This window comes from Kitasatospora sp. NPDC088160, assembly GCF_044741445.1.
GTDB lineage: Bacteria > Actinomycetota > Actinomycetes > Streptomycetales > Streptomycetaceae > Kitasatospora.
In genome coordinates this window covers 189,182-203,743 of the sequence record NZ_JBIUSS010000019.1, presented here as the reverse complement: position 1 = coordinate 203,743, position 14,562 = coordinate 189,182, and the positions used below count along the sequence as shown (strand labels likewise).

General features: G+C 71.1%; 10 protein-coding genes. 5 read left to right on the top strand and 5 right to left on the bottom strand.

Annotated elements, in window-relative coordinates:
* Nucleotides 1-89 precede the first annotated feature (89 nt).
* Together ACIOGZ_RS28200 and ACIOGZ_RS28195 are read left to right on the top strand one after the other, a co-directional pair.
* Nucleotides 90-1,307 carry a cytochrome P450 gene (locus ACIOGZ_RS28200; protein WP_363580908.1) on the top strand — a complete coding sequence of 406 codons (1,218 nt, stop codon included), beginning with the start codon at nucleotides 90-92 and terminating at the stop codon, nucleotides 1,305-1,307.
* A gap of 269 nt (nucleotides 1,308-1,576) precedes the next feature.
* A complete protein-coding gene (locus tag ACIOGZ_RS28195) occupies nucleotides 1,577-2,674 on the top strand; it encodes a PP2C family protein-serine/threonine phosphatase (protein WP_363580909.1) in 1,098 nt (365 codons plus the stop codon).
* Between the two features lie 216 nt (nucleotides 2,675-2,890).
* Here ACIOGZ_RS28195 and ACIOGZ_RS28190 read toward each other — a convergent pair whose 3' ends face one another.
* The 4 genes from ACIOGZ_RS28190 to ACIOGZ_RS28175 form a co-directional block, all read right to left on the bottom strand.
* Nucleotides 2,891-6,169, bottom strand: a complete 3,279-nt coding sequence (locus tag ACIOGZ_RS28190; RefSeq protein ID WP_400987861.1) for an SdrD B-like domain-containing protein — start codon at nucleotides 6,167-6,169, stop codon at nucleotides 2,891-2,893.
* Between the two features lie 293 nt (nucleotides 6,170-6,462).
* Nucleotides 6,463-6,711 carry a helix-turn-helix domain-containing protein gene (locus ACIOGZ_RS28185; RefSeq protein WP_363580913.1) on the bottom strand — a complete coding sequence of 83 codons (249 nt, stop codon included), beginning with the start codon at nucleotides 6,709-6,711 and terminating at the stop codon, nucleotides 6,463-6,465.
* Complete coding sequence (locus ACIOGZ_RS28180) at nucleotides 6,708-7,466, bottom strand: hypothetical protein (protein WP_363580915.1); 759 nt, start codon at nucleotides 7,464-7,466, stop codon at nucleotides 6,708-6,710. Before ACIOGZ_RS28180 ends, ACIOGZ_RS28185 begins: the two co-directional genes overlap by 4 nt.
* Before the next feature lie 203 nt (nucleotides 7,467-7,669).
* Nucleotides 7,670-7,831, bottom strand: a complete 162-nt coding sequence (locus tag ACIOGZ_RS28175; RefSeq protein ID WP_363580917.1) for a hypothetical protein — start codon at nucleotides 7,829-7,831, stop codon at nucleotides 7,670-7,672.
* 443 nt (nucleotides 7,832-8,274) lie between these two features.
* Here ACIOGZ_RS28175 and ACIOGZ_RS28170 point away from each other — a divergent pair, with 443 nt between their 5' ends.
* Nucleotides 8,275-10,833 (top strand): tetratricopeptide repeat protein, encoded by a 2,559-nt coding sequence (locus ACIOGZ_RS28170; protein WP_400987859.1) that lies wholly within the window; start codon nucleotides 8,275-8,277, stop codon nucleotides 10,831-10,833.
* 21 nt (nucleotides 10,834-10,854) lie between these two features.
* On the opposite strand, the gene ACIOGZ_RS28165 is transcribed toward ACIOGZ_RS28170, so the two are convergent.
* Nucleotides 10,855-11,766, bottom strand: coding sequence for a serine/threonine-protein kinase (locus tag ACIOGZ_RS28165; protein WP_363580921.1), 912 nt, complete (start codon nucleotides 11,764-11,766; stop codon nucleotides 10,855-10,857).
* A gap of 146 nt (nucleotides 11,767-11,912) precedes the next feature.
* Between ACIOGZ_RS28165 and ACIOGZ_RS28160 the strand changes: the two genes are divergently transcribed.
* Together ACIOGZ_RS28160 and ACIOGZ_RS28155 are read left to right on the top strand one after the other, a co-directional pair.
* On the top strand, nucleotides 11,913-13,427 hold the full coding sequence (locus ACIOGZ_RS28160; RefSeq protein ID WP_363580923.1) for a PD-(D/E)XK nuclease family protein: 1,515 nt from the start codon (nucleotides 11,913-11,915) through the stop codon (nucleotides 13,425-13,427).
* Nucleotides 13,424-14,539 carry a hypothetical protein gene (locus ACIOGZ_RS28155; protein WP_400987857.1) on the top strand — a complete coding sequence of 372 codons (1,116 nt, stop codon included), beginning with the start codon at nucleotides 13,424-13,426 and terminating at the stop codon, nucleotides 14,537-14,539. Before ACIOGZ_RS28160 ends, ACIOGZ_RS28155 begins: the two co-directional genes overlap by 4 nt.
* Nucleotides 14,540-14,562: the final 23 nt, after the last annotated feature.

Below are 14,562 nucleotides of genomic sequence, written 5' to 3'. Positions count from 1 at the left end.
CGGCCCGGCGCCCCCGCCGGACGGGAACTCCGCTGCACCCTCCGGTGGTTCACGCAGCAGGAACGTGGCCTCTGGGAGGGGAGCACCGGATGGACGGCGCGGCGATCATCGAGGAACTGCTGACCAGCGAGGGCCGGGCCGACCCGTACCCGCTGTACGCGCGGGCACACGCGCTGGGCGCGGCGGTGCCCGCCGGGCCGGACACCTTCCTGGTGGCCGGCCACGCCGCGGCCGACAAGGTGCTGCGCACCCCCGCCTTCGCCGTCGCGACCGCCGACATGATGGCGGAGCTGACCCCGGAGTTCGCCGAGCACCCGTCGCTGGCGCTGTTCGGCCGCTCGATCCTGCAGCGCAACGCGCCCGACCACCCCCGGGTCCGCTCGCTGATCGCCTCGGTCTTCACCGCCCGCCGGGTGGCCGCGCTGCGCCCGGCGGTGGAGGAGGCGGTCGCCGGGCTGCTGGACGGGATGGCCGAGCAGGGCGCCGACGGCTCGCCGGTGGACTTCATGGACGCCTTCGCCTTCCGGCTGCCGGTCGGGGTGATCTGCGAACTGCTCGGCGTCCCCGAGCGGGACCGCTACCGCTTCCGCGACCTCGCCTCCGACCTCACCGTCGCCCTGGAGTTCATCGACGACCGCTCCGAGCTCACCGAGGCGGACGAGGCCGCCGACGAACTGGCCGGCTACTTCACCGAGCTGGCTGCCGAGCGCCTCGCCCGCCCGCAAGACGACCTGGTCACCGACCTGGCCCGGATCGCCGTCGACGACCCTGAGCGGCTGCCCGCCCGGGAACTGCTGGCCAACCTGGTGCTGCTGCTGGTGGCCGGCTTCGAGACCACCACCAACCTGCTCGGCAACGGCCTGGCCCTGCTGTTCCGCCACCCGGAGGCCGCCGCCGGGCTGCGCAGCGGCGCGATCACCCCGGCCGGCTTCACCGACGAGGTGCTGCGCTTCGACTCCCCGGTCCAGCTCACCTCCCGGGTGGCGCTGGCCGAGGGGCTGGCCGTCGACGGGCTGCCCGTGCCGGTCGGCAACGTGGCGCTCCTGCTGCTCGGCGCGGCCAACCACGACCCGGCCCGGTACGACCGCCCGGAGGTGTTCGACCCGACCCGCCGGGACAGCCAGCCGCTGAGCTTCGGCGGCGGCCCGCACTACTGCCTGGGCGCCCAGCTGGCCCGACTGGAGGCCGAGGTCGCGGTGCCCGCCCTGCTCGACCGCTTCCCCCGGCTGGCCCCGGGCGGCGTGCCGGCCCGGCGGGACCGCCTGGTCCTGCGCGGCTTCGAGACCCTGCCGGTGATCGTCCGCTGATGACCGTCTCGCTGCTGACCGCCCACCGGTGGGGTCGCCGCTGACCGCCCACCGGCCCGGTTGTCGGCGCGTCCGCCGGCCCGTCCGGCGGCCCGTCCGCCGGCCGGGGCCGGGTCGGTCACCGTCCGCCGACCGGCCCTGACGCCCCGCTTCCGGGCCCGGTCGGCCCCGGAAACCGGGACGTTCGGCCGTTCGTGGCCGGGTCCTCCGTAGGAGAGCATGGAGGGACGAACCGGTCATACCGACCGGTCGGCCAGGAGGACCCCACCGTGCCCGTAGCACCCCGCCCGGAGCATCCGGCGGCCGTGGAACCCCGGGCACCGCGCTGGGTGCCCTGGCTGCCGGTGCTCCTCCTGCTGCTTGACCTGGCCGCCGAGGCGGTCGTCCCGGACGCCGTCGCGGCCGGCTTCCTGCTGACCGCGCTGCCCGTGGTGGCGGCGTTCAGCTACGGCCCGGTGCTGACCGCCACCACCACGGTCGGCGCCCTGGCGCTGCAACTGGTGCTGGCCGTGCGGGCGGGCCACATCGACGAGCAGCACCACGTCTGGGTCTACATCGCCACGCTGCTCTCCGGGGTGATGGGCACCGCCCTGTCCTGGCAGCGGACCCGGCAGAACCGCACCCTGCTGCACGCCCGTACCGTCGCCGAGACCCTGCAGCGCACCGTGCTGCGCCCGGTGCCCGAGCGGGCGGGCGGTCTGCGGGTGGCCGGCCTCTACCGCCCGGCCCAGGCCGAGGTCCTGGTCGGCGGGGACCTGTACGAGGTGTGCGACACCCGCTTCGGCGTCCGGGTGCTGCTCGGCGACGTCCGCGGCAAGGGCCTCGGCGCCGTCCGTACGGTGGCCGACGTGCTCGGCGCCTTCCGGGCGACCGCGCACGACACCCCCGACCTGGTCGACCTCGCCGACCAGCTGGACCGTGCCGTCCTGCGCGACGCCGCCGACCGGGGCGACGACGAGCTGTTCGTCACCGCCGTCCTGCTGCAGTACCGGCCGGGCTCCGACTGCGTGGAGATCGTCAACCGGGGCCACACCACCCCGCTGCTGCTCACCGAGCACACCATCACCCCGGTGTCCTGCGCGGACGAACTCCCGCTCGGCCTGGCCCACCTCGGGCCCCCCGACGAGCGCGGCAAGCCGACCGCCGTCGCGCTGCCCCCGGGCCACACCGTCCTGCTCTACACCGACGGTGTGAGCGAGGCCCGGGACGCCACCGGCGCCTTCTACCCGCTGGCCCCCCGCCTGGCCGCCCTCGGCACCACCTCGCCCGACCGGCTGGTCTCCTTCCTGGCCCAGGACGTCCACGAGTACGCCGGCCTGCTCGCCGACGACCTCGCCGTCCTGGCGCTGACTCCGGAGCGCCCGTAGGCCTTCCCCGGGTGAACTCCCGCAGCCCGAGCCCCCGGTTCCAGCCCTGCCCGCCTGCCCGCCTGCCCGCCTGCCCGCCTGCCCGCCTGCCCGCCTGCCCGCCTGCCCGCCTGCCCGTCCGCCTGCCTGCCCGTCCGCCTCCGACAACGCGCCAGTGGCGCCGCTGGGGGCGGCGCCACTGGTGTCGGTCGGGTGTTCAGTTGTCCGTCGTCGGTGTCAGCTGTGTCGTCCGGGCCGCCGGTAGACCACCGCGCACAGCGCCACACCGCCCAGGACGGCGAGGGCGCCGAGGGCTGCGATCAGCGCGTCGGGCGCCGAGCCGCCGGTGTTGGGCAGTGTCCCGCCGCTCGCCGACGGACTCGCGCTGTGGGTCGGGCCGGCGGTCGGGGTCGTACTGCCGGACCGGGTCGCGGTCGGCGAGGGGGACGGCGACGGCGTCGGCGAGGACGTCGGCGACGGGGACGACGTCGGGGAAGGCGAGGAGGTCGGGGACGGGGACGGCGACGGGGACGGCGACCCGGTGGGGGTGGTCGGCAGGATCACGCCCATGTCGAGGTCGAGGTCGCGCTGCCCTCCGCTGAGCGTGACGGTCTGGGTGATGCCGGTGGCCGGGTCGGCGTCCGAGTCCTTGGCCGGATCGGTGCCGACGCCCCGCTTGGTGACGACGGCGCCGGCGGGCAGGGTGGACAGGTCGAACTGCACCGCGTAGCTGCCGTCGGGCAGGTGGTCGAAGAGGTAGTGGCCGTTCTGGTCGGTCACCGTGGTGACCGGCTTGCCGTTCTTGTCGCGGACGGGCTGGCCGTTGCCGTCGAGCAGCTTCACCGTGACGCCGGCGATGCCCGGGTCGCCGGGCTTCTGGATGCCGGAACTGTCCACGTCCTGCCAGACGAAGTCGCCGAGCGCGTTGTCGGAGGGCCTGGTCTGCTTGACGGCGACGCCGACCTTGGCCGGCTCGGCGGGCAGCAGCTGGCGGCCGCTGGCGTCGGTGGCGGTGAAGGCGAAGCTGTTCCAGGCGTACTCCCCGTCGGGGGCGTCCACCGAGGCGACCATGGGCCAGGTCAGGGTGAAGGCCTCGCCGGAGGGCAGGCTGCCGGGGCGGCGGACCCGGAACCAGGTGGCCGTTCCCGGGCCGGGGAAGGTGCTGCTCCAGGTGGCGCCGCTGTTGCAGCCGGTCCGGTTGACCAGGGCGGCGTCGACGCACGGGTTGGGGTCGGTGGTGTACTCGATCCCCACGGTCGGGTCGCTGGTGGTGATCGGCTGGCTCAGCGACGGGGTCCAGGCGCTGCCGCGCGGAGCGTCCTGGGTGAGGACGTAGTTGTCGCCCGGGGTGGGGAGCTTGTCGTAGGCGATGAAGTCGGTGACCGGGTCGGGCGAGTCGTTGCGGACGGTCATCCGGTAGGAGATCCGGCCGCCGGGGGTGGCGCTGCCGATGCTGACGTAGTCGGCGTCCAGGTCGCCCATGACCTCCTTGTACGAGCGCAGCACGCTCGGCACGTCCACCTGGATCTGGGAGGAGGCGTGGCACATGAGCTCGGAGGTGTCGCCGTTGCCGTTGAGGTCCAGCACGTCCGGCGTGCTGCCGCTGTCGGAGCCGGAGAACATGCAGGAGACCGGCGCGGTCGGCTGGTCGACGGTGACGTAGATGTCGTTGGTCAGCTCGCCGGAGCGGATGCTGCTGGCCACCTGGACGTCGAAGAGCATCCGGTAGGCCAGCGCGTCGTGCAGGTACGTCATGTCGGGCGCGCCGGGCGGCCATTCCATCCGGACGATCTGGCGGCCGTCCGGGCCGGGGGTGACGGTGATCGACTGGGGGGCCTTGGCGTCCGGGTAGTTCGGGTCCGGGCGGGCCGAGCCCTCGACGTAGACGACACCGGCCGGGAGCACGTCGTACAGCACGAGCGGGCGGGTCAGGTCGCGGCCGCTGCGGTTGTACGGGATCACCTGGAAGGTCGCCATGCCGCCGGGTGCGGACAGCTCGCCGGCGACGGTGGTCTTGGCCGCGCCCAGGTTGGTCGCGGCGGTGACGGTGGTCGAGGCGCAGGCGTTGGCGGCGGAGGTGCTGGTGCCGTCGCCGGCGGTGGTGTCCAGACAGTTGGTCAGCGGGCTGGGGGCCGGGCGCCCGTCGTGGCCGGGGGTGACGACCTGGGTGATCACCTGCACCGAGTTGCCCGGGCTCCAGCCGGTCGGGATGGGGCCGTCCCAGGTGAACCTGAGGCCGTCGAGCCGGCGGCCGGCCGGGATGCCCAGCTCGTCGCGGGTCGGGTCGCCGGCGCCCTGGACGAAGGTGATCCGGCGGGCGCTGGACCCGTCCAGCGGGCTGGACGGGCTGAAGGTCTGCCAGGTCGGGTCGCCGTCGAGGCGGTACTGCAGGGTGAGCCCGATGCTGGTCGGGTTCCACGGCTCCAGCTGGAGGGACTGCGGGAAGAGCCAGTTGTACAGGCCGTCGGTGGTGCCGGCGCCGGGGTCGGTCATGGTCAGGCTGGTGGCCGGGCCGGAGGTGTTGGTGGCCGACAGGCTGAAGGAGTCGAGGTCGCCGGAGGCGACGCTGTCGCGCCACACCTTGCTGGCGGTCACCATCACACCGGTGGCCGGGGGCCGGAACTGACCGGTGGTGGTGCCGGCGGTGTCGAGCTCGCGCTCGGCGTCCGGGCCGATCGGGTCGCCGTACAGGTCCACGGTGTTGTCGGAGGTCGTCCCGTCCGGGAAGTCGGCCTCCGGGTAGTTGACGACCAGCACACCCGGCAGCCGGCAGCCGCCGCGGCCGTTGCCGGAGCGGAACTCCCCGATGTCGTAGCCCCAGGTGTTGGGGCCGGGCGCGACCTGGCTCCAGCCGGGCGAGCGGCCGGTGTCCACCACGGCGCCGGGCGGCAGGGTGTCCAGCAGCCGGCTGGTGTCCAGGTCGACGTTGGGCACCAGGTCGGTGGCGCAGGCGCTGAACTGGTAGGTGACGGTGCGCCCGTCGCTGCTGGAGGTCTGGATGCCCTTGGTCACCGTGTACTGCGGCTGCACCTGGGCCTTGGTGTCGGCGGTGGCGGTCTGGCTGGGCTCACCGGTGGCCGTCATGGTGGCCGAGTTGGTGGAGGCCGCCCCGTCGGGGGTGGTGAAGTTCGGGTACTTCATCGTCACCGTGATGGTGGCGGTGGTGCCCGGGCTGAGGTCCTTGAGCCTGATGTCCATGGTGCCGCCCATCGCGCCCGCCGCGGGCACCGTGGAGGCGGCCTGGTCCACCGAGGAGGGGTCGGGCGTCCAGCCGACGAACTGCATGTTCGACGGCAGGGTGTCGGTGATCCGCCCGTCGGTGCACTCGGTGATGGAACAGGTGTACCGGAGGGTGTAGGTGACGTTCTCCCCCGGGGAGGCGGTCGCCTTGTCGACGGATTTGGTGAAAGAGATCGCGGCCTGGGCCGGCGGCGCCAGCACGCTGCTGCCGAGCAGCGAACCGGCCAGCAGGGCCAGCACCGAGGCGATCCGCCCGGTCCGGAAGTGAATGCGCATCTCGGAAGTTCATCCGACCGTCCGACCGTCCCTCCCCCGACGCAACGCACAACCCCCCACTTCCACCCGATCGGCCCCACCCGCCCGAGGGCCGCCACAAGAAGCAATCGAGAGCCCCACCGCGCATCACGACGGGCTGAAGTGGCGGGAGCTTCCGTACTGACTACGTCTGTGCAGGCCAGCGATCTCGCTGACCTGCACAGACGCAAGCTACCTACCCGGGTTCCCGTAGGCCAGAGAGCCCTTGCGGATCGTCGTACAACTCGAACTCGCGCGGGTGAGGTGGCTCGGGCTCAGGCGCGGTGGTCCAGTGTGTACACGGCACGTTCGTCAACGCCGATGGCTCGCATGAGTTCGACGGTGGGAACGCGGTAGCGGGTGCCGATCCGCAAGATCTTGCACGGGAAGGCGTCCTGACGGGCCAACCGGTAGGCGGTCGCCAGGCAGATGCCCAGGGCTCGGGCGGCGGTCGGCACGTCGACCACGACCGGCAGGTTGAAGGCCTCCATGAAGCTCAGCTGGCCGTGCTTCGCGGGGCTCACAGGTGCCTCGCGCCTCGGTGCGGGGAGGCGCTGTTGGCGTGGCGCTGCCGCTTGACATGCCGCGCCCGGCGGTTGAGTTGCTGCCGCTCGGCCTCCTCGGTGAGTGCGGTCAGAGCCTGTTGGCTCAGGCGCTCGGGGGAGATGGTGAAGCGCAGCTGGGCCCGCAGTCCGCCGACCCGTTCGTGCCGGGTGACCTCGACCTGGGGCTGCTGTACCTGGTCGTCCTCCTCCGGTCCGTCACACGCCGCCGTGCCGCCGCTATCGTCCACCCACTGCTCCAGCGTGGCGCACGCGGTTTCGTGCCGCCCCGCCCGCGCGAGCCGCCACGCCCTGCTGCACACGGCCTTGAGCAGGGCGTCGACCGACAGCGCCGACGGCGGTTCGCCGGTCCGCAGACCCTCCAGAAGGCCCAGCACCATCTCCGCCTCCACATCGGCTCGGTCGGCCCGCATCCGGTGGCAGATGCGGAAGGCGGTTCCGGTCAGCCTCGGCAGGGCCAACCAGACCAACAGGAGTCGCCACTCCTCCGCGGGTCCGTGCTCGGTCTGCGCAGCGCGCAGGGCCGCCCGCCAGATCTCGGTGACCAGAGCGGGGTCCTGGACCGTCCCGTAGATGGCGTCGCGCGCCTGAGCGGGGCTCAGCAGGACCGGCGGCTCGCCGTTCGGGTGGAGGGTCAGCCGGACCTCCTGTGCCCGGGGGTTGTCGAAGTACCGTGCTACGGCAGCGAACACGCTGCTGGCGCCGGCAACGGTCAAGGTGCAGTCCTCTCTTGCCGCCCGCCTGGACTCGGTGCGGCTGTTCTGTGGAACTGTTGCTGAGTGGTACCGAGTGCTACGCAGTGGTACCGCGTGTTAGCCCGTGAACTAGGCGGGCCGAAACGGTAGGAAGGACGAAAAGTCCTCCCGGAGGGGGTGCCCACCCGTCGGCGGGCACCCCGATTCGGCCTGAGCCGGAGGTCTCAGACCTCCGGCGGTGACGGGTTGTCCGGAGCGGGGTCGGGCAGCGCTGCCGGCGCCGGCGGCAGCTCCTTCTCGCGGGTCCGACGCTTGGCGGTCGGCGGGAACCCGCCGGAGGTCCGCTTGGTGCGACCCCCTCGGCGGGCGGGCAGGCGGTTGCTCATGGTCTCGTCCTTCCTTTTCTGACATTTTCCGTGGTCGAGCCGTCGTCGCCGGGTTCGGCGAGCGACTGACGCCATGGTGCCCAGCCGGCGAGGAGCTCGGTGGGCGCGGAACTGAGGAAACTCTGAGTTCGATCTGAGGGGGCGCGAAGTAGCGCAACCGTGTAAACCGGCGCTCGGAAACGCACAGATCCCTGTGGTGCCACAGCCCTGGCCGAGACGATCACCGTGAAGCGGAGGAATCGAACATGGATGGACGAGTGCTTGGGGTGGTGAGTGTTGGGCCATCAAATTCATCGAGTAGTCCGACCGTAATGGGATCCACAAAGCCAGCAGCCCTGTTCGCCTTGCTGGTGACGTCGCCGGGCGGTCGGTGTCCCGCGCGCGAGGTATTCGCCTGCTTGTGGCCCGCGGAGGAGTTCGGGCGGGATCGGCTGGACCAGGTCATGACCGTGCTGCGGAAGGCATTGGGGCTGGGGAAGGAATCGCTGCGCATGGAATCGGGAATCTGTTCCATTTATCTACCGAGGGATCGGATTGATCTCTACCGCTTCCGAGACCAGGTGCAGCACGCGGAACGGCTGTTCGGGAAGGACAGGGTCGATGCTCTGACCGCGGCCCTGGGGGAGTGGGGCGACCTGGTTCCGCTGAGCGGCCTGAAGGGGGAATGGGCCGTACAGCGCCGGGCGAAGCTGCGGCGGGAACGGCGGGCAGTGGTGGAAGCCCAGTTGGAGACCGCTCGGCGGGCTGGAATGGAGGACTGGCTGCGCACGGAGACGGACCGGTGGTACCGCAGCCTGCCGGAGGAGGACTGGCCCTTGCGTTACTACCTGATCGCACACGGCCGCTCGCTGACGTCGGCGGGACTGAAGAGGGTGATCAAGGAATGGAAGAGTCGCTTCAGGCGTCCGGACGAGGGACTGCAGGCAGTCATCGACGAGTTGCAGGGGAATGCACCACGATCGGGTGCCACCGCGCTGACCTCCGTGCCGAGTCAGTTGCCGCCTCTCGGACGATCGGCACTGGGCCGTGACGGGGTGATCCGTGAAGTGGTGGCGGCGGTGCTGCGGCAGCAGGACTCCGGCCGGCCGACCGTGGCCGTGGTCTGCGGCATGCCCGGCATCGGGAAGAGCCTGGTGGTGAACCGCGTGGCGCATCGGCTGCGGGAGGCGTTCCCGGACGGGGCACTCTACGCCGAACTCGGCGGATTCCCGGGGGAAGGAGAGCAACCGGCCGATCCCGAGCGCGTCGTCGACAAGTTCCTGGCGGAGTTCCCGCTGCCCTACTCACCGGTCGGATTGGAGCAGAAGAGTGCGACGCTGCGCTCGGTGTTGGCGGGCCGCTCCGTGCTTATCGTGCTCGACGACGCCTGGGACGACGAGCAGGTGCTGCCGCTGCTGCCAGGAACCGGGCCCAGTGCGGTGCTGATCACCAGCCGCCGGAGGCCGGAAATGCTCCGTGCCCGCCAGGAGGTGAAGCTCTGGGCTCTGGGTGAACTCGACGACGAGGCTGCCGCGGAGCTGCTTCAGGAAGACATCTCTCCATCCGATCGTCGGATGTTCACCCAGGAGGTCGAGGATCTCGTCGAGGTGTGCGGCGGCAACCCATTGGCGCTGACCGTGACCGCTCGGCGCCTGGAAGGCCGTCCGGCCAGGGCGATCCGCCACCTGCGCGAACAACTCGCGAAGGAGGAGGGACGGCTCGATGCCCTGGAACACCCGCCGGCCCGCCTGTCCGTTCGGGCGGCCTTGGCCTGCTCAGTGAACGCCCTTTCCGAAGAAGCTAGTTGTCTGCTCTGGCAGCTCGCGGTGCATCCTGGGCCGTCGATCGGCTGGGATGCGGTGATGGATCTCGGTTCGGCGGCCGAGAGCGTGCACCCCGACCGGGCGGTGGAGGAGTTGCGGGCGGCGCACCTGGTGGAGTTGCAGTCGGGCCGGTACCGCCTGCACAACCTGGTGCGGACCTTCGCCCGCCAACAGGTGCGACCTCCGGCCCTGACCTCGTCCCCCAGGTTCGAGGAGGCCACCGTCTGGCAGATCCTGGAACACCAACTGCACTACGTCTGGGCCTGCGACCGGTGGCTGGACGGGCAGCGATGGCTGCCGGTCGGAGAGCCGGAAGGGATTACGGTGGTCCAGCCCGAGGACCTGGAGCGGGCGCTGGCCCTCCTCGACGACGAGTACGAAGCAGCCATGCGCGGAGTCGAATTGTCGATCGAGCGCGGAAGCCGACGCCACATGTGGCTGCTGCCGATGGCCTTGGTCACCTACCAATGGCGCCGCCATCGCTTCGAGGACGCCCAGCGGGGTCTCACGTGGGCCAGCGAGGCCGCAGAGCGGAACGACGCACCCCCGGTCGACCAAGCCATGATCTTCCGGATGCTTGCGGGGACCCGCTGGCGTCAGGGCCGCTTCGAGATCGCCGCCAACCATCTGTCCCGTGCCGTGCTGCTGAGCAAGCGGGACAGCAGCCCGAGTGGGCGGCTGAGCCTGGCCCGATCCCTGCACACCCTGGCGCTCACCCGCCGCAAACAGGGACAGGAGACGGACGCGGAGCAGTGCCATCGGTCGGCGTTGGAGCTGTACCGGGAGCTGGCCGACGACGCGGGGGCGGCGGCCGCGTTGAACGGATTGGGGACGCTCTACCACGACCGCGGGGAGCACGACGAAGCCCTCAGGCTCTGCAACGAGGCGCTCGACCTGGTGCGCCGGACGGCAGACCGCAGCGGCCGGGCCGACGTGCTGCGCACCCTGGCCGGAGTCCGATTCGCGCTGGGTGAGAGGGAGTCGTCGCTGGTGCTGTTCCAGCAGGCCGTCGACATCTACCGCGATCTGGGCTCGTGGACCGATGAGGACAGGGCGCTGTGCCTGCATACCGATGCCCTGGTGGCGCTGGGTCGGGCGGCCGAGGCCGTGTCGGCACTGGAACGGGTGTTGGTGCTGCGCGAGCTGATGGGCAGAGGGGATCTCCGGGAGGTGCGCGACCGTCTGGAGTCACTGCGGTGACGGCCCGGGGCCGTCACCGCCTCACCACCTGGGCGGCCGGGTCCGGTAGTACTCCGTCGGGTCGGGCCGGAGCGGTTTCACGGGTCGGGGCCCGTCGACTGTGGGTAGGTGCGGGCGGAGGCATTCGAACACCTCGCGCACCGAGGCGGGGCGCTTCTCCGCCGTGAACTCCACCATCGAGAGGGCGAGCGCGGTGAAAGGCGTCGGCACGAGGGCGAGTCGATCCGCAGGCAGGACGACCGGAGGGGTGGCGGTGATCCCCGCCCTCGTCCCGCCGTAGGGGAGCTGCATGACGGTCATCTCCAGGAGTAGGCAGCCGAGTGCGAAGATGTCGGCCCGCGCGGTCACTCCGTCGGCGGTCGCGGTGAGTTGCTCGGGGGGCGCGTAGCCGATCGTGCCGCAGCCGTGCCGGGTGCCCTGGCGGGCCAGCACGCTGAGCCCGAGATCGAGCAGCCGCACCCGCCCGGAGTGCTCCACCATGACGTTCTCGGGCTTCAGATCACGGTGGACGAATCCCTTGCGGTGGACATCGTCCAGGATTTCGCAGAGTTGGCCGGTGATCGAGGCCACGGTGGCTACATCCTTGATCGGCCGGAAATCCGTCATCAGGTCATACAGCAGGACGCCGTCGACGTACTCCATGACGATGCAGCGCCGACCTTGGTATTCGCCCATTCCGAACAACTGCAGCGTTCCGCCCGGACCGTCGGAGACCAGGTGGCTGAAGACCCCTTCGCGGGTGAGTTCACGTGCAAGTTCGGCGAAGCTCCGCTCCGATTCGAACTCTTGCTCCCGCTGGATCTTGATGGCTACCTGTTCCCCGGTTCCCAGGCCATGGGCGAGGTAGAGATCTCCTTGGGCACCCCCGCCGATGTGTTCGATCAGTTCGTAGTGGTCTTCGATTGCGCCGAACTTCTTGATCCGTCGCGTCATGGTCGTCTTCCCGTCCTGTCGTTGTTCGGAGTCCGGCTGATTTCCGAGCATGTCAGCAGGGCTCCGGTTTCCACAGATATGGAGTCATAATGCCTGACTCATGGCTACCCCCGGACGGGGTTCGCCGTGTTTCCAACGTCATCAGGGTGTCGGTCGGCATGTTCAAGGGCGGCGACTTCCGCTGTCCGGCCGCTGACGCGCTCAAGGCGCGCGGCTACCAGCCGGTGCAGGCCGGCCGTCGGCGCCAAGAGCGGTTGGAACAGTTCGCCTTCGGCCCCTTCATGGCCGCATGTGACGCCCTCAGCCAGCCCACGGGCGAGCCCGCCGAGGAGCCGCGGTCCGCGAAGCCGCTGCATGATGGCCTGCGTCAGTGGACAGCGCACGCGGTGGCGAGCTACACCGCCGCCTTTCCGGAGGACCCGGATCTCCTGCTGTCAGACGTGAAAACTCCTTGGCGCTACAGCCACTTGGTGACCGGTACCAGTTCCTCGGGTGCGGACGAGTACCACCTGACGGTCTGGGGCCGGTGCTTGCAGTCCCGTGATGGCACGGTGCGCGAACTGCGTTTGCCTGTCAATCGCTTGGGACGGCAGCGTCCGCCGGAAAGCTTCGTCGCGGCGGCTGCTCTGGTGCTCGCCGAGGGTGCCCCCGGGCCACGGCCGGAGCGCGTGCGGATCGTTGAGTTCGCACTGCTGGACGGCCGGGTCCGCCCGCTCTTCGACGGCACTCGGGAGGAGTCGCTCGCGCACTACCGTGCACACGGTCGCGCCGCGTTGACCGCGTTGTTGGCCAGCCAGGAGTACCGCCCGGGCGCCTCCTGCGCCGACTGCCCGTACGTCTCCGCCTGTCCGGTGCTGCGCCGCGCTCCCGGCCTGCTGGGGATCGACGAGCCGGGACGGACCAAGCGTTGGTGGTCCGTCACCAATGGACGGAACTACAGGGCTTGCCCGGCCCGCGATCACATGCGTCGGCTGCACCTGCCGGCTGCGGACGACGTCGAGCACGCCGCGGCGGTCGATCGTGGCCGCGCCCTGCACGCGTACCTCGCCGAGCGCCACGGCGGTGGTCCACCGCGCCCGTGCACGGTGAAGGTCCCCGAGCAGTGGGTGCCCGAAGGCTTCGAACTGCCCGAGCCCGAGCGCGCGCTCGGCGCGAAGCTGCTGCGCGGCCACGCTGCGGTCTGTCCGATGCGGCTGGTCCGGGACGCCACCGATGTCCGCAACGAGCCGCGGGTGGTGCGCCACGACACCGCCGCTGACGTGGTGGTGGTCGCCAGGCCCGACCTGCTCTACCGGGACGGCGGTGCCTGGGTGTGGCGCGAGACCAAGACGGCGGCGCGCGATCGGTCCTTCGACCGCCCGCTGTTGGAGCAGTACCCGCAACTGGCCTTGGCCGTGTTGCTGCTCGCCCGCGGCGACCTGGCCGGCACGTCGGACCGGGCCCGGATCGAGTTCGAGGTGCTGCGGCCGGGCGGCGCGGACTTGGAGATCATCGATCCGTTCGTCCTGGAAGTACGGGCCGCGGCCGAGCAGGTCGTGCGCGGGCTGGTGGACCGCTGGCTCCGGGACGAGGACTACGCGCCACGTCCCGGACCGGCCTGTGCCCGGTGCGAGACGGCGCGATGGTGCTCCAGCGGACCGGCTTTCCAGGCGGCCCGATGACGTCGGACGGAATCGCATTGCTCCGTGAACTTGCGGAAGTCGTATGCGAGTTGGGGGAGGAGGTCGGTCTCAGGTCGTTCCTGCTGCCCTACCCGCCCGCTGCGCAGCGAGTACTGGACCGGATGGTGCTGCACTGTATGGGCCTCGGCCTGGTGCCTCCGAAGAGCCTGCCGGAGCTGATCGAGTGGTGTCGTTGCACGCTGGCCGGCGACCGGCCTTTCGAGGTCCCACCCGCGCTGGTCTTCCCGGACGCGGCCCTGGTCGACCGGAACGGGTTGCTGCCCACCCGCACCTGCCTGGAGCTGGCCTCCGCGGGCGCGGAGGGTGGTCCGGAGAAGGCCGCTCACGTGCTGCTGAGCGAACTGGCTGGCCGGTGCGGCTCGATGGAGCGGTTTCACAAGAGCCGGCGGTTCCTGGCACTCAATCCGGTGGTGCGTCATGGAGACCGCTTCCAGCGCAGCTGGAGCAAGGAGATCTGGTCCCGGGTCAAGGACCTCTACCGTCCCGTGCCGGAGTCTCTGACCGTCGAGGGCACCCTGTTGCGCTGCGGTACTTGCCGGCTGCCGGCCCTGCTGGGGGGACGTCGGGTGCCGGACCAGGGGGCGGTGTCCGGGTCGGATACCTGGTGCGAGGGCGAGAGCTGCCCGCATGGGATCCCGATGGAGCTGATCCGCACGACGGACGGCGTCCTGCTGCTGGGCAGGCCGTTGCGGGCCTTCCTGTCGCTCCCGTTCCGGTTGGAGCAGGCGGTCCTGGCCGACCTGGACCGCGCGGCCGTCGGCTACCAGGCCCTGCCGAATGAGCTGAGCGCGTACCGGCTCCAGGGCGCCGGGCTGTCGGTCCGCCAACTACACATTCATGACCGGGTTCAGCCTGCGCTGTTGGCTGAGCGGTTCAGCGGTGCCACGGGGCCGGTCCTGGTGGTGGTGCCGGAGGACCTCGCCGGCGTCGTCCGGTACCGGAACGCCTTCACCCAGGCGCTGTCCGCCCCAGAACAGGTCCTGCTGACCGGGCCGGGCGATCTGGGAGCCCGGCTCCGTGGTGAACGAGCCTTCGGCGAAACAGAGATGAGGGGAGAAGGAAGTGCGCAGTCTGACGCCGATCCTGCATAGGACGGTTCGGGAGCTCCAGCATT